Source organism: Streptomyces sp. NPDC057617 (assembly GCF_042800555.1).
In the GTDB taxonomy this organism is placed as follows: domain Bacteria; phylum Actinomycetota; class Actinomycetes; order Streptomycetales; family Streptomycetaceae; genus Streptomyces.
On record NZ_JBHVGV010000014.1, the window covers coordinates 14,027 to 34,774 of the forward strand.

Below are 20,748 nucleotides of genomic sequence, written 5' to 3' on the forward strand. Positions count from 1 at the left end.
GGTCCGGGACAAAGTAGTCTTGAGCCCATGCCCGAACGCCGTACCGTCGCCCTTGTCACACTTGGCTGCGCCCGTAACGAGGTGGACTCGGAGGAGCTCGCAGGCCGCTTGGCAGCGGACGGCTGGGAGCTCGTCGAGGACGCCTCGGACGCGGACGTCGCCGTGGTCAACACCTGCGGCTTCGTCGAAGCCGCCAAGAAGGACTCCGTCGACGCCCTGCTGGAGGCCAACGACCTCAAGGACCAGGGCAGGACCCAGGCCGTGGTCGCCGTCGGCTGCATGGCCGAGCGGTACGGCAAGGAGCTGGCCGAGGCCCTTCCGGAGGCGGACGGCGTTCTCGGCTTCGACGACTACGCCGATATCTCCGACCGCCTCCGGACCATCCTGAGCGGTGGCGTGCACGCTTCGCACACGCCCCGTGACCGGCGCAAGCTGCTGCCGCTCAGCCCGGTCGAGCGGCAGAGCACCGGAACGGGCGTCGCGCTGCCCGGTCATGGGCAGGAGCGGGCCGAAGTGGCTTCTGTCCCCGAGGATCTGCCGGAGGGGGTCGCCCCGGCCTCGGGGCCCAGAGCGCCGCTGCGACGGCGGCTCGACAACAGCCCCGTCGCCTCCGTGAAGCTCGCCTCCGGCTGCGACCGGCGCTGCTCCTTCTGCGCCATCCCGTCGTTCCGCGGCTCCTTCATCTCCCGGCGCCCCTCCGACGTACTGGGCGAGACCCGCTGGCTGGCCGAGCAGGGCGTCAAGGAGGTCATGCTCGTCTCCGAGAACAACACCTCGTACGGCAAGGACCTCGGCGACATCCGGCTGCTGGAGACCCTGCTGCCCGAGCTGGCGGCGGTCGACGGGATCGAGCGGGTACGGGTGAGTTATCTCCAGCCCGCCGAGATGCGGCCGGGGCTGATCGACGTCCTCACCTCGACGCCCAAGGTCGCGCCGTACTTCGATCTCTCCTTCCAGCACTCGGCGCCCGGTGTGCTGCGCGCGATGCGGCGGTTCGGGGACACCGAGCGGTTCCTGGAACTGCTGGAGACCATCCGCGGCAAGGCGCCGCAAGCCGGAGTGCGCTCGAACTTCATCGTCGGTTTCCCCGGTGAGTCCGAGGCGGACTTCGCCGAGCTGGAGCGCTTCCTCACGGACGCGCGGCTCGACGCCATCGGTGTGTTCGGGTACTCGGACGAGGACGGCACCGAGGCGGCGACGTACGACGGCAAGCTGCACGCGGACACCGTCGCCGAGCGGCTGGCGCACCTGTCGCGGCTGGCCGAGGAACTGACCGCGCAGCGGGCCGAGGAGCGGCTGGGCGAGAGCCTCCAGGTGCTGGTGGAGTCGGTCGGTACGGTCGGTGGCGTCGATACGGAAGAGGGCGGCCTCGGGGATTCGGCGGGCTACGGGGAACCGGCGACCGGCCGTGCGGCGCACCAGGCGCCCGAGACCGACGGCCAGGTGATCTTCACATCGCGTGCCGGGCTGCGTCCCGGCCGTATGGTCGAGGCCAAGGTGGTCGGCACCGAGGGCGTGGACCTGGTGGCCGAGTGCTACGAGCTTTCCGGGGACGACTCCAGGATCCCGGGCGAGGAGGCGGCCAGATGAGCGGAGTCCCGGCATCCGCGGCAGGCGGCGCCGGCGCGAAGCCGGCGCCCGGCAGAAAGCGGGTGGCTGTGGCGGTTCATCAGGTCAGCTTGTGGAACATCGCCAATATCCTCACCATGGTGCGGCTGGTCCTGGTGCCCGCTTTTGTACTGCTGCTGCTCCAGGAGGGCGGGTACGACCCGGTCTGGCGCGCCTGGGCCTGGGCCGCCTTCGCCGTCGCCATGATCACGGACATCTTCGACGGGCATCTCGCGCGTACGTACAACCTGGTCACGGACTTCGGGAAGATCGCCGACCCGATCGCGGACAAGGCGATCATGGGATCGGCGCTGATCTGTCTCTCCGCGCTGGGCGATCTGCCGTGGTGGGTGACGGGGGTCATTCTCTTCCGTGAACTCGGCATCACGCTGCTGCGGTTCTGGGTGATCAGACACGGGGTCATTCCGGCCAGTCGTGGCGGCAAGATGAAGACCCTGGCGCAGGGGACGGCGGCGGGGATGTACGTCCTGGCGCTGACCGGGCCGCTGGCGACCCTCCGCTTCTGGGTGATGGCGGTGGCCGTCGTGCTGACGGTGGTCACGGGGCTGGATTACGTGCGGCAGGCGGTCGTGCTGCGGCGGCAGGGGCTCGCGGCGGAGCGGGCGGCTGCGGCCGGGGCCGGTTCCGGTGCTGGGTCCGCCGCGGCTGCGCCCGGGGCCGGCGGGGCTGGTGCGGCGGCCGGGTCCGGCGGGGCCGGTGGGGCTGGTTCCGGCGCGGTCGGTGAGGCGTCGTCCGGTTCGGGAGAGTCCGGTGAGTCCGGCGCGGGGGAGTCCGCACGGTGACCGAAAGGCCGGCCGGGCCTGACGCGGTGCCCGCGCGCGAGTACGCGGCGCGGGTGCTCGCGGCCCTGGAGGCGCTCGGCGGGACGCTTGCCGCCGCGGAGTCCCTCACCGGCGGTCTGGTGGCCGCGGAGCTGACGTCCGTCCCCGGCGCCTCCCGGACCTTCCGCGGGTCCGTCACGGCATACGCGACGGCCCTCAAACGGGACGTACTGGATGTCGACGGGACCCTGCTGGCAGAGCGCGGCGCGGTCGACCCCGAGGTCGCGCGCCAGATGGCGGCCGGGGTACGACGGGTGCTGGGCGCCGGCTGGGGCGTGGCCACCACCGGCGTCGCGGGCCCGGAGCCGCAGGACGGACAGCCCGTCGGAACGGTCTATGTGGCCGTCGTGGGACCGGACGGCAAGGGGAAAGTGACCGCTTTGCGGTTGAACGGCGACCGGGCGGACATCCGTAAAGAGAGTGTACGCAGCGTGCTCGCGCTGCTCCTCAGCGAACTATCAAGGAACGGGCGGGCACAGGATACGGAACAGAACGGGGGGAATTGATGTTTGCAGCCCTGAGTGAACACGACATCGCTCCCCGCACGGCCGCAGCGCGAGGCGGTACGGTGGGGCGTGAAGGATGCGGCTACGCGGTCCGAGGAGGGAGCCACCGATGATTCTGCTCCGTCGCCTGCTTGGTGACGTGCTGCGTCGGCAGCGCCAGCGCCAGGGCCGTACTCTGCGCGAAGTCTCCTCGTCCGCCCGAGTCTCGCTCGGCTATCTCTCCGAGGTGGAGCGGGGGCAGAAGGAGGCATCCTCCGAACTGCTCTCCGCGATCTGCGACGCGCTTGACGTACGGATGTCAGAGCTCATGAGGGAAGTGAGCGACGAACTGTCGCTGGCCGAGCTGGCTGCGTCGGCGGCCGCCAGCGAGCCGGTGCCTGCGCCAGTACGCCCAATGCTCAATTCCGTCTCTGTGACGTCGGTGGCGGGAGTACCGACGGAGCGGGTGACGATCAAGGCGCCGACCGAGGCGGTGGACGTCGTCGCCGCCTGACGGTGAGTTTTTCGAAGCTTTGACTGAAGCCCTGATCGGTCGTGTTGACCGGTCGGGGCTTTCGTCGTCCAGTGCCGTCCAGGAAATGACCGTTTTGCATCATATGTGCCATGGTGGAAAGTGCCTTTGCGAGCAGACAGGGGCGAAGGACACCATGAACGGAACTGGAGGCCAGGCATGGCTATCGTGAAAGGCTCCCTGCCCGAGGAGGATCTGAAGCTCGTCGCCGAGACGCTTCAGGGCGCGCTGGTGGACCTGGTGGACGTCGCGCTGGTGTCGAAGCAGATCCACTGGAATATCGTCGGGCCGCGCTTCCGCTCCATACATCTCCAGCTCGACAAGGTCGTATCCATGGCCCGCAAGCACTCGGACACGGTGGCCGAGAGGGCCGCCGCGATCGGGGTGACACCGGACGGGCGGGCCGCGACGGTCGCTGCGACGAGCGCGTTCGGCGCGGTTCCCAATGGCTGGATCAAGGACACGGACGCCGTACGGATCATGGTGGACGGGCTTGCCTCGGTGATCCGGCAGATGCGCGAGCGCGTCGAGGTGACGGCCGACCCGGACCCGGTCACCCAGGACGTACTGATCAAGGTGACGGCGGGTCTTGAGAAGCACTCGTGGATGTTCCAGGCGGAGAACGCGTAAGAGCGCCTGACGAAGACGTGCAGGGAGACGTGCAGTACACGCGCGAAGTCGCCGCGCGCCGGGGTGTGCATCCGATGCGCCCTCGCGGCGGTTGATCGTTCGGGTTTAGCGTCGGCCGGAGGAGGCAGCCATGGCAAGGCGATGGGTCCTTCTGCCGGCGCTCGCTCTCGGCGGGCTGTGGTGGTGGGCCGTACTGCGGCTCGCGCTCGTGCCCGAGCACAGCGGTCTGGTGGAGGGCGCGGTGGCGGCGGGCGGTTGGGGGCTGAGCCTGCTGCCGGTGCATGTCGCGGCGGCGCGACGCCGAGGGCCGGAGACCGGGCGCGGAACCATCGGTGCGAGCGGGGACGGCAGTTGAGATGGCTGCTGAGATGGCTGCGCCAAGGGGTGGTCGGGCCAGCGGAGTTGACGGTTCGTCAATGTGTCGGGCCTGACTGGCAGCGGGGGCACCAGTAGGCGGGACGGTCGTCCTGGTCGGCTGTACGGATCGGAGCGCCGCAGCGGGGACATGGGCGGCCGGCCCGCCCGTACACCGAGATCGTCCGACTGCCGCCCGGGCGTGTCCGGTTGGCTTCGAGCAGCCGCTTCGCGGCCGTCACCACACGCTCCGGTGACGGGAGTTCACCGATGGGGAGCCATGGGGTCGCGCGCACCAGGAAGCAGGTCTCGGACTTGAAGATATTGCCGACCCCGGCGAGATTGCGCTGATCGATCAGGGCCTCCCCGAGTGGGCGGGCGGGATTGGCGAGGAGATTGCGCAGCGCCGTGGCGGGATCCCAGCCGGGGCCGAGCAGATCCGGGCCGAGATGGCCGACCACCCGCTCCTCCTCACTGGTGCGCAGCAGCTCCAGGACCTGGAGGCGGTAGCCGACCGCGGTCCGCTCCGCCGTGCCGAGGATCGCCCGGATCTGGTGCCCGGCGCCGCCGCGCCAGCGCTCGCCCGGGGCGTACACCTTCCAGGCCCCGTCCATGCGCAGATGCGAGTGGAGGGTGAGACCTCCCTCGATCCGGGCGAGGAGATGCTTTCCGCGCGGGGTGACATCCAGGACGGTCCGCCCGGTCAGATCGGCGGTCGCGAACCGGGGCACCCGGAGGTCGGACCGGACCAGCGTCCGGCCGGCCAGCGCGGTGTGCAGGAGTCGGGCGGTCTGCCAGACGGTGTCTCCTTCGGGCATGTACCCCATGATGCGCGCCGGGACGGACGGGCGGAGGGCGCGGGTGGGCGGGTAGGGGCGGTGGAGGTACGGGTACGGGGTCGGCGGTGTCAGGCGCGCAGCCGCAGGCCCCTGGGGGTGGCGTGGAACCCGGCCTCCTCCAGCGCGCGGCCCAAGGACGACGTCAGCGCCGCGGCGCCATTGGTCCGTTCCACGGTGACCGAGCCGAGCGCCCCCGAGCGGGCCGCGCCCGCCAGGGCCTCGGCGGCGGTCCGGAGCGCGGGGTCCTCCGGGTCGGTCGGCCAGGCCAGCAGCGTCTTGCCGCCGCGCTCCATGTACAGCGTCAGCTCACCGTCGACCAGGACGACCAGGGATCCCGCCTTGCGGCCCGGCTTGTGGCCCGCGCCGTCCGGGGGTTCCGGCCAGGGCAGCGCGGCCCCATACGCGTTGGCGGGGTCGGCCGCGGCCAGGACCACCGCGCGGGGCGTCGGATGCGCCTCGGCCCGGTCCCGGGCGGTCGCCGCCGCGCGCAGCCGGTCGACCGCGCCGTCCATCGCGAACTGGGCCGCGCCCAGGCCCTCGACGACATAACCGCGACGGGCCTGCCCGCTGTCCTCGAAGGCCGACAGCACGCGATAGACGGCGGAGAAGCCGCCCTCCACGCCCTCGGCCGCGACAGCGCCCCTGGTCACCACACCGTGGCGGTCGAGGAGCGTGCGGGCCAGGGCGTGCGCGCGATGCGTGAGGTCCGGCTCCCTGGCGGGGAGCAGTGACCAGCGGCCGCTCACCGTGGGCGGACCCGAACGGGACGCCGGTCTGGCCGCGGCCGTGAGGCTTCCGTACCGCCCGCGGGGTACGGGGCGCCGCGCCCGGTGGGCCGTGGAGCCGGCGGTACGTCCCGAGCCCAGCAGGGAGCGCAGCGGGGCCAGGGTGTCATTGGTGAGCCGGCCCGACCAGGCCAGATCCCAGACAGCGTCGGCCAGTTGAGGATCGGTCGCCTCCGGGTGGGTGGTGGCGCGGATCTGGTCGGCTATCTGCCGGAAGAACAGGCCGTAGCCCCCCGACAGGGCGGTCAGGACCGATTCATGGAGGGCGGTCAGCTCCAGCGGGTGCGGGGGAGGGAGGAGCAGTGACGCGGAGTCGGCGGGATAGAGCGCGACCCAGCCGTCCTTGCCGGGCAGCGCCCCCGCTCCGGCCCACAACACCTCGCCGGTGGTGGTCAGTTCGTCCAGCAGCGCCGGTGTGTAGCCGGAGATCCGGGACGGGAGGACCAGCTTCTCCAGCGCCGACGCGGGGACGGCCGCGCCCTGCAACTGCTCGACGGCGCGGGCGAGTCCGTCGATACCGCGCAGGCTTTGGGCGTGCAGATGCTGCCACTGCGGCAGGAATGTGGCGAGCGTGGCGGGCGCCACCGGCTCCAGCTCCTGGCGCAGCGCGGCCAGCGAGCGGCGGCGCAGCCGACGCAGCACCGTGGCGTCACACCACTCCTGGCCGATGCCGGAGGGATGGAACTCGCCCTGGACGACCCGGGAACTCGCGGCGAGGCGTTGAAGGGCGCCGTCCGTGACCGCGCTGCCGAGACCGAAGCGCTCGGCGGCCGTGTGCGAGGTGAACGGGCCGTGCGTACGGGCATAGCGGGCCAGGAGATCGCCGAGCGGGTCCTTGACCGGCTCGGTGAACGCTTCGGGGACCCCGACCGGCAGTGCTGTGCCCAGCGCGTCCCGCAGCCGTCCCGCGTCCTCGATCGCCGCCCAGTGGCCGGCTCCGCCGATCCTGACCTTGATGGCGCGTCGAGTCGCGGCAAGCTCCCCGGCCCAGCCGGGCTCCGCCCCGCGCGCGGCCAGCTCCTCGTCGGTGAGCGGCCCCAGGACCCGCAGCAGATCGGCGAGGCCCTCGACATCCTTGACGCGCCGGTCCTCCGTGAGCCACTGAAGCTCCCGCTCCAGCTCCGTGAGCACCTCCGGGTCGAGCAGCTCGCGCAGCTCGGCCTGGCCCAGCAGCTCGGCGAGCAGCCGCGAGTCCAGGGAGAGCGCGGCGGCCCGGCGCTCCGCCAGGGGCGAGTCCCCCTCGTACAGGAACTGGGCGACATAGCCGAAGAGCAGGGACCGGGCGAAGGGGGAGGGCTCCGGGGTGGTGACCTCGATCAGCCGGACGCGGCGGGACTCGATGTCGCCCATCAGTTCCGAGAGCCCCGGGACGTCGAAGACATCCTGGAGACACTCCCGCACCGCCTCCAGCACGATCGGGAACGAGCCGAATTCGCTTGCCACTTGGAGGAGCTGGGCGGCGCGCTGGCGCTGCTGCCACAGCGGGGTGCGCTTGCCGGGGCTGCGGCGCGGCAGCAGCAGCGCCCGCGCCGCGCACTCCCGGAATCGAGAGGCGAAGAGCGCGGAGCCGCCCACCTGATCGGTGACGATCCCGCGGATCTCGCCGCCGTCGAACGCGACATCCGCGGCTCCGACGGGTGCCTGCTCGCTGTCGAAGGCCGTGCCGAGGCGGTCCGGTTCGGCGTCGAGCAGATCCATGCCCATCAGATCGGCGTCGGGCAGGCGCAGCACGATGCCGTCGTCGGCGTGCATGACCTGCGCGTCCATCCCGTACCGCTCGGACAGTCTGGCACCCAGCGCCAGCGCCCAGGGGGCGTGCACCTGCGCCCCGAACGGGGAGTGGATCACCACCCGCCAGTCGCCCAGCTCGTCCCGGAACCGCTCCACCAGGATCGTCCGGTCGTCCGGGATGTGTCCGCAGGCCCGGCGTTGTTCGTCGAGATACGACAGCACATTGCCGGCCGCCCATGCGTCCAGCCCCGCCGCCAGCAGCCGCAGCCGGGCGTCCTCCTCGGAGAGGGCGCCGACCTCCCGCAGGAACGTGCCCACCGCACGGCCCAGCTCCAGCGGGCGCCCGAGCTGGTCGCCCTTCCAGAAGGGCAGCCGGCCGGGGGTGCCGGGGGCGGGCGTGACCAGGACCCGGTCACGGGTGATGTCCTCGATCCGCCAGGAGGTCGTGCCCAGCGTGAAGACATCGCCCACCCGCGACTCGTACACCATCTCCTCGTCCAGCTCCCCGACCCGGCCGCCGCCCTTCTTGGGGTCGGCCCCGGCGAGGAAGACACCGAACAGCCCGCGGTCCGGGATCGTGCCCCCCGAGGTGACGGCGAGGCGCTGGGCACCCGGGCGGCCCGTGACCGTACCGGTGACGCGGTCCCACACCACCCGGGGCCGCAGCTCCGCGAAGGCGTCGGAGGGATAGCGCCCGGCGAGCATGTCGAGGACGGCGGTGAAGGCCGACTCGGGCAGCGAGGCGAACGGCGCGGCACGGCGGGCGAGGGCCAGCAGATCGTCGGCCTGCCGGGTGTCCAGGGCGACCATGGCCACAAGCTGCTGGGCCAGCACGTCCAGCGGATTGGCCGGGATGCGCAGCGCCTCGATGAGCCCGCCCCGCATCCGCTCCGTGACCACGGCCGCCTGCACCAGATCGCCGCGGTACTTGGGGAAGACGACCCCGGTCGAGACCGCGCCCACCTGGTGGCCGGCGCGGCCCACCCGCTGAAGCCCGGAGGCGACCGAGGGCGGCGACTCGACCTGGACGACCAGATCCACCGCCCCCATGTCGATGCCCAGCTCCAGGCTGGATGTCGCGACCACGGCGGGCAGCCGGCCCGCCTTGAGGTCCTCCTCGACCTGGGCGCGCTGCTCCTTGGAGACCGAGCCATGATGCGCGCGGGCCAGCAGGGCGGGCGCGCCCTTGGCCGCGCCCGACTGGGCCATGACCTGGGCCGGGGAGTGCGACTCGGGCAGCGGCGCGGCGGGCTCCTCACCGTCGAGCACGGTCCCCGTGGCCCGTTCGTACGCGATCTCGTTGAGCCGGTTGCACAGCCGCTCGGCCAGCCGGCGGGAGTTGGCGAACACGATCGTGGAGCGGTGCGCCTGGATGAGATCGGCGATCCGCTCCTCCACATGCGGCCAGATCGACGGCCTGTCCGCGCTCTCCGTCTCCGAGGCGGGTGAGCCGCCCAGCTCACCGAGATCCTCGACCGGGACGACGACGGAGAGGTCGAACTCCTTGCCGGAGGGCGGCTGGACGATCTCCACCTTCCGCTGCGGCGACAGATAGCGGGCGACCTCCTCCACCGGACGCACCGTCGCCGACAGCCCGATCCTGCGTGCCGGGCGGGGCAGCAGCTCGTCGAGCCGCTCCAGGGACAGGGCGAGATGGGCGCCCCGCTTCGTCCCGGCGACCGCGTGCACCTCGTCCACGATCACCGTCTCGACCCCGGCGAGCGCGTCCCGCGCCGAGGACGTGAGCATCAGGAACAGCGACTCGGGGGTGGTGATCAGGATGTCCGGCGGCTTCGTGGCCATGGAGCGGCGCTCGGCCGCCGGGGTGTCGCCCGAGCGGATTCCGACCCGCACCTCCGGCTCCGGCAGCCCGCGTCGCACGGACTCCTGCCGGATCCCGGTGAGCGGGCTGCGCAGATTGCGCTCCACATCGACGGCGAGCGCCTTGAGCGGCGATACGTACAGCACCCGGCAGCGCTTGTGCGCCTCGGCGGGCGGGGGGACGGAAGCCAGCCGGTCCAGGGCGGCGAGGAAGGCGGCCAGCGTCTTGCCCGAGCCGGTCGGGGCCACGACCAGCACGTCCGAGCCCCGCCCGATGGCGCGCCAGGCCCCCTCCTGCGCCGCGGTGGGCGCGGAGAAGGCCCCCGTGAACCAGCCGCGGGTCGCGGGGGAGAAGGAGTCGAGCGCTGTCGTTGCCATGCCCCCCATCGTGCACCCGGCCACTGACAATCGCCCGGGCCTGTGGACAACGCCCGCGGACCGGCGCCGGACGGCGGACCGCGGCGGAACCGGGGCGGACGGCGGACCGCGGAGCGGCGGCAGAATGGGCGCATGGCGATACGGGAGCAGGCACGGCACTGGCACTACCCGGACCTGCCCGGTGTCGATCTCCTGCGGGCCAGCTACATCGACAAGACCTTCGCGCGCCACACCCACGAGAACTTCGTCATCGCCGCGATCACGGACGGTGTCGAGGTCTTCCACCACGGTGGCGCCAACCAGTACGCGGGCCCGGGCGCGCTCGCGCTGGTCAACCCGGAGACGCCGCACACCGGTCGTGCCCAGGGCCCGGAGGGCTGGCGGTACGGAGCCGTCTACCCGGCGGCCGGGGTCGTCGCCTCGATCGCCGCGGAGACCACCGCGATCCGCGGCACCCCCGGTTTCATCGCCCCGGTGGTGGACGACCCGTACACCGTCCGTCTCGTCCACCAGGTGCTGCGCGCCACCGACGAGGGAAACGCGCTGGCCGCCGACTCCCTGCTGAGGATCGCGGTGACCCGGCTGCTGCGGGTGAACGGCGGCCCCCTCCGGCAGCGCCCGGCGCGCGGGGCCGGAGCGAGAGCCGCCGCACGCGCGCGGGACGTGCTGGAGGAACGGATGGCCGACCCGCCCTCACTGGAACGGCTCGCCACCGACCTCGGGACCAGCCCCTTCGCGCTGCTGCGGGCCTTCAAGGCGGCGTACGGCCTGCCCCCGCACGCCTGGCTCACCGACGCGCGGGTACGGCGCGCCTGCCGGCTGCTGGACGCCGGTACGGCACCGGCGGAGGCGGCCGTGGCCGTCGGTTTCACGGATCAGCCGCACCTCCACCGGCACTTCACCCGGATCGTCGGAGTGCCGCCGGGCGCGTACCGCAGAGAGCGCGCGGGCGCTGCCTGGCCGGGCTGAGAAGAGTTTCCCTACGCCCACCAGGGGCTGCGTTTCCGCAATTCTTCTTGTGCCGTCGAGACAACTCCCGGATAGCTCTTGCCCGGATACCACGGCATCGAGCCGATCCGGTGGAACGCCGGAATCATCTCCATATGGCGCACCATCCGCTCCCGGGTGTCGGGATCGGGCAGTGGACCGCGCATGGCCGCGACATTTTCCAGCACATGCTCAGGACGCGAGGTGGCCGGCAGCGCCACGGTGACGGCGGGGTGCGAGATGACCCACTTCAGGAAGAACGCCGACCAGGTCTCGATGCCGAAGTCGGCCGCGAACGCCGGAAGGCGCAGACCCTCGACGGCCTTGTGCAGCCGGGCCTTCTCCAGAGGCATGTTCACCAGGACGGCGACTCCCCGGTCCGCCGCTGCCCTCAGCACGGTGTCCTCGGCCGCCCGGGTGTGGATCGAGTAGTGGACCTGTACGAAGTCCGGATCGCCCCGTTCGACCCAGCCCGCCAGCAGTGGGAAGTACGCGGGGTCATGGTGCGAGACGCCGAGTTGACGAATCATGCCCTCCTTCTTGAGGGCATGCAGCAGGGGCACCATCACATCGACATTGACCAGACTGTGTACCTGCACCACATCGATCGGCCGGCTTCGGCGCAGTCTCTTCCGGGACCGCCGCAGATTGCTCTCCGCGTGCGAGGTGTCCCAGAGGTACTCGCCCGTCGACCACACCTTGTCGGTGACGAACATCCTGTCGCTGATACCGAGCGAGGCCGCGGCGCCACCCAGTACGGCCTCGGCCGATCCGTACAGCGGTGAGCAGTCGAAGACCCGGCCGCCCGCCGACCAGTGCCTGCGGACCACTTCCAGGACGGCCGGCGAGGGCCGCCCGACAGGCGCGTCGAAGGTCATGAAGGAGCCGAGCCCGATCGCGGGGAGCCGCTCGCCCGTACCGGGGACGGTCTTCAGGATCACGTCCGAAGGAGCGGAGGCGGCCGACGCGGGTCCCGAAAACGCGCCTCCGGAGAGGACCGCCGCCGCGGTGGCGGCTCCGGCCGCGACGACCGTACGCCGGGTCGGCGGCGGGAGATCAGCGGTGGTGTGACCCGCGGTGGTGTGGTCCGTGGAGTCGTACGTGCTGTCCATGGTGCGGTTCATGACGGAACTTCCCCCTTCACAGAAGGATTGCCACAAAGGATTGCCGCAGAGGATCGCGCAGGAAATCAGAGGATTGCGCGGGGAATCAAAGGGATGGCGAGACGCCGGGAGTTGACGCCCGAGCTTGACGTCGAAGCCGTACCCGGCCCGTTGATCTCACCCTGACAGCCGCCCTCAGGAGGTGTCGACAGACTGGGCCCACCCGTCGGGAATGCTCGGATACCCTCCGGGTATGTCCGTGGATCTGCGGCTCATGCGGTATGTGATCGCGGTCGCCGACGCGGGCGGTTTCGAGGGCGCGGCGGAAATGCTGCATATGACCCAGCCACCGCTGAGCCGTCAGATCGCGGCGCTGGAGCGTGAGTTGGGCGTTCCGCTCTTCCACCGGCGGCCCACCAGACCGACCGAAGCGGGCCTGGTGTTCATCGAGTCGGCGCGACGCATCCTTGAGGACACGGACCGGGCGGTACGGCAGGTGCGGCTCGTCGGCGGGGCCGGGACCGGCACCCTCCGTATCGGCTACACCGTCACCACGGCATTCGACGAGATGCCCAAGCTCTTCTCCGCGATGCGCGAGGAACACCCCGGCATCCGCATCGACGCGCGCGAGGCCTGGGACGTCGAACTCAGCGCCGCCCTGCGCGACCGCGAGATCGATGTGCTTCTCGGCAGGCTCGTACGCATACCGTCCGGCCACCGCACGGCGACCCTGCGGCGCGATCCCCTGACCGCCGTGCTCGACACCGGCCACCCGCTGGCGGGGCGGGACGCGCTGGCCCTGCGCGAACTGCGCGGCCACACCCTGCGGTTCTTCCCGAGGGCCGTCGCACCGCGCTACCACGACGGGGTGCTCGCCGCGCTGCGTGTCTCGGGCGAGACCTTCGACGTCTGGGAGAACCGGCTCCCCGGACTGCGCAACCTCGGATCGGCCCTGAGCGGAGGGGACTTCATGATCCTTCCCGCCTCGCTGCGCCCGCACCTTCCGCCGACCATGGTCGGCGTGGCGTTGCTGGACGAGTTGCCGACCATCGATCTCCAGCTCGCCTGGGCACGCGACGCACCGCCGACCGTGGCCGCTCTTGTGCGTACGGCGCGGCGTCTGGCCCGTACGGAGGGCTGGCTGCCGGCCAGGACCAAGGCGCTCCGGAGCGCAAGAACGTACAAGACCGGTCAGGACCCAGCCCCGTAGCGTCCAGGACGTGTCAGATCAGACAACATCCGCATCCACACCCACGCCCGGATCCCTGGAACCCGAATTCCTGGACGCGCCGCCAGCACCCGGCCCTGGTCCCGAGCCCAAGCCCGACGCCGCCGTCGTACGCGACGCCCTCGGTGTCGGTATCGCCGTCGGACTCTCCGGCTTCGCCTTCGGCGTCACCTCGGCGGGCGCGGGCCTCTCCGTACTCCAGACCTGCGCGCTCAGCCTGCTGGTCTTCACCGGCGCCTCGCAGTTCGCCCTCGTCGGCGCGCTCGCCGCGGGCGGCAATCCGTTCACCGCCGCCGCGGGCGCCTTCTTCCTGGGCGTACGGAACGCCTTCTACGGCCTCAGACTGTCCCAGTTGCTGCGGCTGCCCGGGCCCGTACGCCCGCTGGCCGCGCAGTGGGTGATCGACGAGACCACGGCCGTGGCCCTCGCCCAGCCGACGCGCCGCGCCGCCAGGATCGGCTTCACGGTCACCGGACTGAGCCTCTATGTGCTGTGGAACCTCACCACCCTGGCCGGGGCTCTGGGCGCGGAGGCGCTCGGCGACACCGGCGCCTGGGGGCTGGACGCGGCCGGACCGGCCGTCTTCCTCGCGCTGCTCGCGCCCATGCTCCGTACCGCCACCGAGCGGATGGCCGCGGGCCTCGCGGTCGTTCTGGGACTGGGCTTTCTGCCGCTGCTGCCCGCCGGGGTCCCGGTACTGGTCGCGGCTCTTGCCGCCCCCGCCGTCCTCTGGCTCGAAGGGCGCCGCAAGTCCGCTGCCCGGACGACCGCCGCGCGGAAAGCCGCTGACCTGAAGACCGCCGCCCGCCGGAAGGGATCGGACCGTTGAACATCTGGATCGCGATCGGCGTGACCGCCGTCGGCTGCTATCTCGTCAAACTGCTGGGACTGCTGGTGCCCGCGGGGGTTCTGGAACGCCCCCTGGTCCAGCGGTTGGCGGCCCTGCTGCCCGTCGGCCTGCTTGCCGCGCTGACCGCGCAGCAGACCTTCAGCGCCAACGGCGCGCTCGTCCTGGACGCCCGGGGCGCGGGGCTTGCGGCGGCGGCGCTCGCGCTGATCCTGCGTGCCCCCTTTCTGGTGGTCGTCGCGGCCGCCGTGGCCGTCACGGCGGGGGTACGGGCGATCGGCGGCTGACGGCCGGCCGGTGGCCGTACTCCGGTACGGTCAGCCGATGGCCCGGCCGTGGGCGCGCAGGGTCCGCAGCGCCTCGATGGTCACGATCGGCCGCCATTCCAGCGCGGTCCCCGGTGCCCACTGACGCCAGGTGATCGGCCAGCCGCCGTCCTCCCGCTGCCGCGCCGCGAGGAAGTCGAGCGACCTGGCCATCTCCTCGTCCGTGAACCAGTGGCGGGCCAGCGACTCCGGCACGCGCGCGTAGTCGTGCGGAAAGTGGTGTTCGTCCGGCGCGTACCCCGGTGGTACGGGGTAGTGCGCGCGGCGCTCCGGATCGAGCACCGCCAGCCGCCGCTCCCGTACCAGCCGGCCGAGCCGGTCCGCCGCCGCCTCGGCCCGCGCCCGGTCGGGGACGCCGTCCAGAAAGGCGACCGCGGCCTCGATCTCGTACGGATGCGAGTCCTTCATCCCCTCGACGGCCGCCCAGCAGAAGTCGGTGGCCCGGAAGAGCCAGGCGTGCCACACCTCGTTCCGGTGCAGCACGCCCACGACCGGGCCCGTCGCCAGCAGTTCGCCCGGCGGGTCGTCGACGAGCGGGAGGAAGGGCGCGAACGGATAGCCCCGCAGGGAGGGGTGGAGCGCGGGCAGCGCGCCCTCCGGTGTCGACACCGCCGTCAGATAGCGGCAGATCAGCTCCGCCCGCGGCCCGTCGCAGCGGCCGATGGAGTCGAGGACGCGCAGCGCGTGTGCCGTATGGAGGGGCTGGCTGACCGGCCCGCGCAGATCGGGTTCGAGCCCATGGGCATAGCCGCCGTCCTCCCCGCGGTACGCCATGAGGGCCGTCTCGACGGCGTCCTCGCCGCGGTCCCGGCCCGTCCTGCCCGGACCGCCGTCCAGGAAGTGATAGGCGAACCGCCGCTGTTCGAGCACCCGGGCCGTGAGCCAGACGAAGCGCTCGGCGCGGGCAAGGGGGGACGCGGTCGTCGCCGCTGTACCAGCCATGCTCCGACCCTAGGGCGTGTCCGCAAAGTCTCGCCTGGCCCGCGACGCCCGGCACGCGCACTTGCTGCGTTGTCGGAGTCAGCCAAGTACGTCCAGTACGAGACTGATCCTCCGCCTTGCGATTGCACGCACCGGACGCCGCAGGCCCCGCCCTGCGGGCGGACGACGATACTTTGCGGACACGCCCTAGGGCGTGCTCAAGGCGCAGACCGAAACCGCCGGACGCCGGGCGGACCGGCCCCGTGGCACTCTCAGGGGCGCGATACTGGTGCCATGCGGTTGACGATTTTCTGGGAGCGGATGGTGGAGCACTTCGGCGCTGTCTACGCCGACTCCTTCGCCCGTGACCATGTGATGGCCGAGCTGGGCGGCCGTACGGTGCATGAGGCGCTCGACGCGGGCTGGGAGGCGAAGGATGTCTGGCGGGCGGTCTGCGCCGCCATGGGCATTCCGGCCGAGAAGCGATGACGCCCACGCCGGCGGCCGGGGGCGGCCGTGAGGGAGGACGGGACGCGGCTGCGGTGGGCGACACTGGCTCGATGGCACCGACTGACGACACCGCCGACACCGCACCGGACGTATCGGATTCGGACCTGGAACCGCCGATCCCTCCGCAGCGCCCCGAGCCGGGCGCGCCCGCCGATCCGTCGGGGGATACGGTGCCGACCGCGGCGGCCGGGGACGAGCCCGGGACCGGCGCGGATGTTCGTACGGACGCGGGCACGGGCTCGCAGGCCGCAGGTCGCCGGACCGGTGCCCAGGCCCATATGCCGCGCTGGCTGCCACGCGCCATGGTCCTCGCGCTGGCGCTCATCGCCTGTTTTCAGCTCGGTAGCTGGGCCTTCCATCAGCTCATCGGACTGCTGGTCAATGTGCTGATCGCCTTCTTCCTGGCCCTGGCGATCGAGCCGGTGGTGAGCCGGATGGCGGCGCGCGGCATACGGCGTGGATTCGCCACATTCCTGGTCTTCTTCGCAGTGGTGGGCGCGGTCGCCGGCTTTGTGACGATGCTCGGCTCGATCCTGGCCAGCCAGATCATCGACATGGTCGAGTCCTTCCCCCAGTACCTCGACTCGGTGATCAACTGGAGCAACACGACCTTCCGTACCGAGCTGTCACGGGTCGCTGTCCAGGACAGCCTGCTGCACTCCGACTGGCTCCAGAGGTACGTGCAGAACAGTGCGACCGGAGTCCTGGACATCTCCACCACCGTGCTGGGCGGGCTGTTCCGGCTGCTCACGATCTTCCTGTTCTCGTTCTACTTCGCAGCCGACGGCCCCCGGCTGCGGCGCGCGCTCTGCTCCGTACTCCCGCCGGCCAAGCAGGCCGAGGTGCTGCGTGCCTGGGAGATCGCGGTCGACAAGACCGGCGGCTACATCTACTCCCGGGGTCTGATGGCCCTGATCTCCGGGGTCGCGCACTACATCCTGCTGGAGATCCTGGGCGTGCCGTACGCGCCGGCGCTGGCGATCTGGGTGGGGCTCGTCTCCCAGTTCATCCCCACCATCGGCACCTATCTGGCGGGCGCGCTGCCGATGCTGATCGCCTTCACCATCGACCCCTGGTACGCGGTCTGGGTGCTCGGATTCGCGGTGATCTACCAGCAGTTCGAGAACTACATGCTCCAGCCGAAGCTCACGGCCAGGACCGTGGACATCCACCCCGCGGTGGCCTTCGGCTCGGTCATCGCGGGTACGGCCCTGCTGGGCGCCGTCGGTGCGCTGATCGCGATCCCGGCCGTCGCCACGCTCCAGGCGTTCCTCGGCGCCTATGTGAAGCGGTACGACGTGATGGACGACGCCCGGGTGCAGGGCGGCCGGCAGAGCGGCAGACCGCAAGGCGGCAGGCCACAGGGCGGACAGCCGGTCGCGCGGCAGCTCTGGCGTGCCCTGCGCGCCGGCAGCGGTCCGCGACCCTAAGCGCGTTGGCGCTGTGGCACGTCGAGTTGGACGCTTGACATGAAAATCGAACATCCATTCTTATGGGGTCCTGCCGGTGTTTCCCGTGACCGGCCGGGGCGGTCTGCCGCGCGGGTTTGAGCGGAGTTGTCCACAGGCCGGGAGGACGTCGGGACGCGTTGTCAGTGGCAGGGGATAGCGTCTTTGACGTGAAGCGATCGACACAAGCAAATCGGGTGGAACCCATGGCAGGAACCGACCGCGAGAAGGCGCTCGACGCCGCCCTCGCACAGATTGAACGGCAATTCGGCAAGGGCGCGGTGATGCGCCTCGGCGAGCGGCCGAACGAACCGATCGAGGTCATCCCCACCGGGTCGACCGCGCTCGACGTCGCGCTGGGCGTCGGCGGCCTGCCGCGCGGACGCGTGGTGGAGGTGTACGGGCCGGAGTCCTCCGGCAAGACGACCCTGACGCTGCACGCCGTGGCCAACGCGCAGCGGGCGGGCGGCGCGGTGGCCTTCGTGGACGCGGAGCACGCCCTCGACCCCGAGTACGCGAAGAAGCTCGGCGTCGACATCGACAATCTCATCCTGTCCCAGCCGGACAACGGTGAGCAGGCGCTCGAAATCGTGGACATGCTGGTCCGCTCCGGTGCGCTCGATCTCATCGTCATCGACTCCGTCGCCGCCCTGGTGCCGCGCGCGGAGATCGAGGGCGAGATGGGCGACTCGCATGTCGGTCTCCAGGCGCGGCTGATGAGCCAGGCGCTCCGGAAGATCACCAGTGCGCTCAACCAGTCCAAGACCACCGCGATCTTCATCAACCAGCTCCGCGAGAAGATCGGCGTGATGTTCGGCTCGCCGGAGACCACGACCGGTGGCCGGGCGCTCAAGTTCTATGCGTCGGTGCGCCTCGACATCCGCCGTATCGAGACGCTGAAGGACGGCACCGACGCGGTCGGCAACCGCACCCGCGTCAAGGTCGTGAAGAACAAGGTCGCGCCGCCCTTCAAGCAGGCCGAGTTCGACATCCTCTACGGCCAGGGCATCAGCCGCGAGGGCGGTCTGATCGACATGGGCGTGGAGCACGGCTTCGTACGGAAGGCCGGCGCCTGGTACACGTACGAGGGCGACCAGCTCGGCCAGGGCAAGGAGAACGCCCGTAACTTCCTCAAGGACAACCCCGATCTCGCCAATGAGATCGAGAAGAAGATCCTGGAGAAGCTGGGCGTCGGGGTGAGGCCGGAGGCGAAGGCCGAGCCCGGCGCGGACGCCACGGCCGCTCCCGCCAAGGCTCCTGCCGCTGCCGAGGATCCGGCGAAGCCGGCGTCCGCCGCTGCCTCCAAGGCCAAGTCGGCCAAGGCGGCAGCGGCCAAGAGCTAGTCCGTACGGTGCCGTGGGAGAAGAGGCGGCGGACGGAAGCGCCGGGCGACAGCTCCGACTCGTCGAGGGCCGAGCGGGAGCTGTCGCCCCAGGATCCGGCGGAGCGGGCGCGGGCGATCTGTCTGCGCCTGCTCACCGGGACCCCCCGCACCCGCAAGCAACTGGCGGACGCGCTGGAGAAGCGGGACATCCCCGAGGACATCGCCGAGGAGGTGCTTTCCCGCTTCGAGGATGTGGGGCTGATCGACGACGCGGCGTTTGCGGACGCCTGGGTGGAGTCGCGGCACCACGGCAGGGGGCTCGCCCGGCGCGCCCTCGCGCGGGAGCTGCGGACGAAGGGGGTGGACTCCGCGCTGATCGACGAGGCGGTCGGGCACCTGGACGCCGATCAGGAGGAGGCGACCGCCCGCGAGCTGGTCGCCCGCAAGCTGCGGGCCACCCGTGGCCTGGACCGGGACAGACGGCTGCGCAGGCTCGCGGGCATGCTGGCCCGCAAGGGGTACGGGGAGGGGATGGCGCTGCGGGTGGTCAGACAGGCCCTGGAAGAGGAGGGCGAGGACACCGAGGGACTGGACGAGAGCTTTGACTAGTGCCCCTCCCGGCAACTCCTGTCCGGCCAGGACCCTCGGCGAGCCCGGTCCGCGCATGGGCCGGTCCGGCTCGCCCGTCGGTCCAGGAACTCGCCCTTCCCGTACGGCCGTTGACGGAGGGAACGGCCGCCCGGGACAGGGCCGGGCCCAGGGGGCACCAGGCCGCGGGCCGGAATGTGTGCGCGAATGCCACCCGCATGGCGGTGGTCATGACTCCGCCCGTCGCGCTCGCCGACGGTGGGCGGTGGCCCGCCCGGCGGTGCGGTCAGGCGTTCAGTGCGTGACCGGCAGGCCCTCGGCCTTCCAGGCCTGGAAGCCGCCGACGAGGTCGGTCGCGCGGTGCAGTCCCAGCTGCCGCAGGGACGCGGCGGCCAGGCTCGACGCGTACCCCTCGTTGCAGACCACCACCACACGCAGGTCATGGCTCGTGGCCTCGGCCGCCCGGTGACTGCCCTGCGGGTCGAGCCGCCACTCCAGCTCATTGCGCTCGACGACCAGCGCTCCCGGTATCAGCCCGTCCCGCTCCCGCAGCGCCGCGTACCGGATGTCCACCAGCAGCGCGCCCTCCGCCGCGGCCTCGAAGGCCTCCCGGGGGCCGATCCGGTCCAGGTCCTCCCGGACCCGTTCCAGCAGTTCGTCTATCCCCACCCGCTCGGCCACCACCGGCTCGGTCCGTGTCCGCTCGCTCACTGCCACTCCTCGGGGCGCTCGACATGTTCGAGACGGAGCACGGCGCCCGTGCGGCTGTAGCGCCGCATCAGCGGCAGCGGCGGAAAGTACGCGTGGACGGAGATGGCGTGCTCGGCCGGGGACTCATTGCGCACCTCGTGCACATGGTGCCTGCCGAACGCCCGGCCCTCGCCCGCCGTCAGCGTCCGTTCACGGTCGACGCCCTCGGCCAGCTCCAGGGTCTTCCAGCCCTCGGTGGGCAGCCGGGCCGCCAGCGAGTCCTCCTTGAGGGTGCCCGCCGCCGTGGCGAACGCGCCGTGCGAGCCGCCGTGGTCGTGCCAGCCGGTGCCCGTGCCGGGCGGCCAGCCGATCAGCCATGCCTCGCTGCCCGCGGGGCCGTCGAGCCTGATCCAGGTACGCCCCTCGGGATCGAGGGGGAGCGAGGCGATGAGTTCGGTGTCGGCGACCGTTCCGCGGACGAAGGCGAGCAGTTCGGCGGGGGTGGGGCCGGAGCCGGCCGGCGTCGCGGTGGAGGGCCCGGCAGGGGTGGTGACCGGCGTGGGGGTACGAGCGGGAAGAGACATGGTGACCGTCCTGGAAGGTTCGCGAGCGTGTGCTGCCGCGACGAGCGCGGCGAGCGAGTGAAGACAAGGGGGCGAATCAACAGGACGGACGACACACGCAGCCCGCATAGCGGACCAGGTCCATATGGACCCTCCGCCACAGGCGCACATCGGTGTCAGTCACGTTCCGGAGTACACCATGTGCGCC

General features: G+C 71.6%; 20 protein-coding genes and 1 pseudogene. 14 read left to right on the forward strand and 7 right to left on the reverse strand.

The features are described from left to right. The first annotated feature begins 27 nt into the window (after positions 1–27). The 6 genes from rimO (at position 28) to ACFU9P_RS29100 (ending at position 4,452) form a co-directional block, all read left to right on the forward strand. On the forward strand, positions 28–1,590 hold the full coding sequence (gene rimO, locus ACFU9P_RS29075; protein ID WP_384086437.1) for a 30S ribosomal protein S12 methylthiotransferase RimO: 1,563 nt from the start codon (positions 28–30) through the stop codon (positions 1,588–1,590). Then, positions 1,587–2,411 (forward strand): CDP-diacylglycerol--glycerol-3-phosphate 3-phosphatidyltransferase, encoded by an 825-nt coding sequence (pgsA, locus tag ACFU9P_RS29080; RefSeq protein WP_384086440.1) that lies wholly within the window; start codon positions 1,587–1,589, stop codon positions 2,409–2,411. The genes rimO and pgsA overlap by 4 nt, the downstream gene beginning before the upstream one ends. After that, entirely contained in the window at positions 2,408–2,956 is a 549-nt protein-coding gene (locus ACFU9P_RS29085; protein ID WP_384086443.1) for a CinA family protein, read from the forward strand. Before pgsA ends, ACFU9P_RS29085 begins: the two co-directional genes overlap by 4 nt. A 109-nt stretch (positions 2,957–3,065) precedes the next feature. Continuing rightward, complete coding sequence (locus ACFU9P_RS29090) at positions 3,066–3,449, forward strand: helix-turn-helix domain-containing protein (RefSeq protein WP_046497329.1); 384 nt, start codon at positions 3,066–3,068, stop codon at positions 3,447–3,449. A gap of 177 nt (positions 3,450–3,626) precedes the next feature. Then, complete coding sequence (locus ACFU9P_RS29095) at positions 3,627–4,097, forward strand: Dps family protein (protein WP_376385444.1); 471 nt, start codon at positions 3,627–3,629, stop codon at positions 4,095–4,097. Between the two features lie 130 nt (positions 4,098–4,227). After that, complete coding sequence (locus tag ACFU9P_RS29100) at positions 4,228–4,452, forward strand: hypothetical protein (protein ID WP_384086447.1); 225 nt, start codon at positions 4,228–4,230, stop codon at positions 4,450–4,452. 58 nt (positions 4,453–4,510) lie between these two features. On the opposite strand, the gene ACFU9P_RS29105 is transcribed toward ACFU9P_RS29100, so the two are convergent. Together ACFU9P_RS29105 and ACFU9P_RS29110 are read right to left on the reverse strand one after the other, a co-directional pair. Beyond that, a complete protein-coding gene (locus ACFU9P_RS29105; RefSeq protein WP_384086450.1) occupies positions 4,511–5,269 on the reverse strand; it encodes an Fpg/Nei family DNA glycosylase in 759 nt (252 codons plus the stop codon). Between the two features lie 89 nt (positions 5,270–5,358). Beyond that, positions 5,359–10,005 carry an ATP-dependent helicase gene (locus tag ACFU9P_RS29110; RefSeq protein ID WP_384086453.1) on the reverse strand — a complete coding sequence of 1,549 codons (4,647 nt, stop codon included), beginning with the start codon at positions 10,003–10,005 and terminating at the stop codon, positions 5,359–5,361. A 132-nt stretch (positions 10,006–10,137) separates the two neighbouring features. Here ACFU9P_RS29110 and ACFU9P_RS29115 point away from each other — a divergent pair, with 132 nt between their 5' ends. Further along, positions 10,138–10,974, forward strand: coding sequence for an AraC family transcriptional regulator (locus tag ACFU9P_RS29115; protein ID WP_384086456.1), 837 nt, complete (start codon positions 10,138–10,140; stop codon positions 10,972–10,974). 11 nt (positions 10,975–10,985) lie between these two features. Here the strand turns inward: ACFU9P_RS29115 and ACFU9P_RS29120 are convergent, their stop codons facing one another. Then, on the reverse strand, positions 10,986–12,116 hold the full coding sequence (locus ACFU9P_RS29120; protein WP_384086459.1) for an aldo/keto reductase: 1,131 nt from the start codon (positions 12,114–12,116) through the stop codon (positions 10,986–10,988). Positions 12,117–12,348: 232 nt separating this feature from the next. On the opposite strand from ACFU9P_RS29120, the gene ACFU9P_RS29125 reads away from it, so the two are divergent. From ACFU9P_RS29125 to ACFU9P_RS29135, 3 genes are read left to right on the forward strand one after another with little or no spacing between them, the layout of a single operon-like run. Further along, a complete protein-coding gene (locus ACFU9P_RS29125) occupies positions 12,349–13,305 on the forward strand; it encodes a LysR family transcriptional regulator (RefSeq protein WP_384086462.1) in 957 nt (318 codons plus the stop codon). A gap of 10 nt (positions 13,306–13,315) precedes the next feature. Then, positions 13,316–14,152, forward strand: a complete 837-nt coding sequence (locus tag ACFU9P_RS29130) for an AzlC family ABC transporter permease (RefSeq protein WP_376385465.1) — start codon at positions 13,316–13,318, stop codon at positions 14,150–14,152. Further along, the gene (locus ACFU9P_RS29135; RefSeq protein WP_376385468.1) at positions 14,149–14,457 is read left to right on the forward strand and encodes an AzlD domain-containing protein; all 309 of its coding nucleotides are present in this window, start codon (positions 14,149–14,151) and stop codon (positions 14,455–14,457) included. Before ACFU9P_RS29130 ends, ACFU9P_RS29135 begins: the two co-directional genes overlap by 4 nt. Before the next feature lie 30 nt (positions 14,458–14,487). On the opposite strand, the gene ACFU9P_RS29140 is transcribed toward ACFU9P_RS29135, so the two are convergent. Next, complete coding sequence (locus tag ACFU9P_RS29140; RefSeq protein WP_384086467.1) at positions 14,488–15,438, reverse strand: hypothetical protein; 951 nt, start codon at positions 15,436–15,438, stop codon at positions 14,488–14,490. Between the two features lie 273 nt (positions 15,439–15,711). Here ACFU9P_RS29140 and ACFU9P_RS29145 point away from each other — a divergent pair, with 273 nt between their 5' ends. The 4 genes and pseudogenes from ACFU9P_RS29145 to recX form a co-directional block, all read left to right on the forward strand. Continuing rightward, positions 15,712–15,906, forward strand: coding sequence for a DUF3046 domain-containing protein (locus ACFU9P_RS29145; RefSeq protein ID WP_384086470.1), 195 nt, complete (start codon positions 15,712–15,714; stop codon positions 15,904–15,906). A gap of 299 nt (positions 15,907–16,205) precedes the next feature. Next, positions 16,206–17,357 (forward strand): AI-2E family transporter, encoded by a 1,152-nt coding sequence (locus ACFU9P_RS29150; protein WP_376385501.1) that lies wholly within the window; start codon positions 16,206–16,208, stop codon positions 17,355–17,357. Between the two features lie 224 nt (positions 17,358–17,581). Beyond that, positions 17,582–18,718, forward strand: a complete 1,137-nt coding sequence (gene recA, locus ACFU9P_RS29155; RefSeq protein ID WP_376385475.1) for a recombinase RecA — start codon at positions 17,582–17,584, stop codon at positions 18,716–18,718. Continuing rightward, a pseudogene (gene recX, locus ACFU9P_RS29160) lies at positions 18,622–19,308 on the forward strand (recombination regulator RecX); the annotation flags it as partial. The gene recA and the pseudogene recX, both read left to right, overlap by 97 nt. Before the next feature lie 273 nt (positions 19,309–19,581). On the opposite strand, the gene ACFU9P_RS29165 reads toward recX, so the two are convergent. From ACFU9P_RS29165 to ACFU9P_RS29175, 3 genes are all read right to left on the reverse strand, one after another. Then, positions 19,582–19,998 (reverse strand): rhodanese-like domain-containing protein, encoded by a 417-nt coding sequence (locus tag ACFU9P_RS29165; protein WP_376385478.1) that lies wholly within the window; start codon positions 19,996–19,998, stop codon positions 19,582–19,584. Beyond that, a complete protein-coding gene (locus tag ACFU9P_RS29170; protein WP_376385481.1) occupies positions 19,995–20,561 on the reverse strand; it encodes a cysteine dioxygenase in 567 nt (188 codons plus the stop codon). Before ACFU9P_RS29170 ends, ACFU9P_RS29165 begins: the two co-directional genes overlap by 4 nt. Before the next feature lie 76 nt (positions 20,562–20,637). Next, positions 20,638–20,724 carry a putative leader peptide gene (locus tag ACFU9P_RS29175; RefSeq protein ID WP_311605579.1) on the reverse strand — a complete coding sequence of 29 codons (87 nt, stop codon included), beginning with the start codon at positions 20,722–20,724 and terminating at the stop codon, positions 20,638–20,640. Between the last annotated feature and the right edge of the window lie 24 nt (positions 20,725–20,748).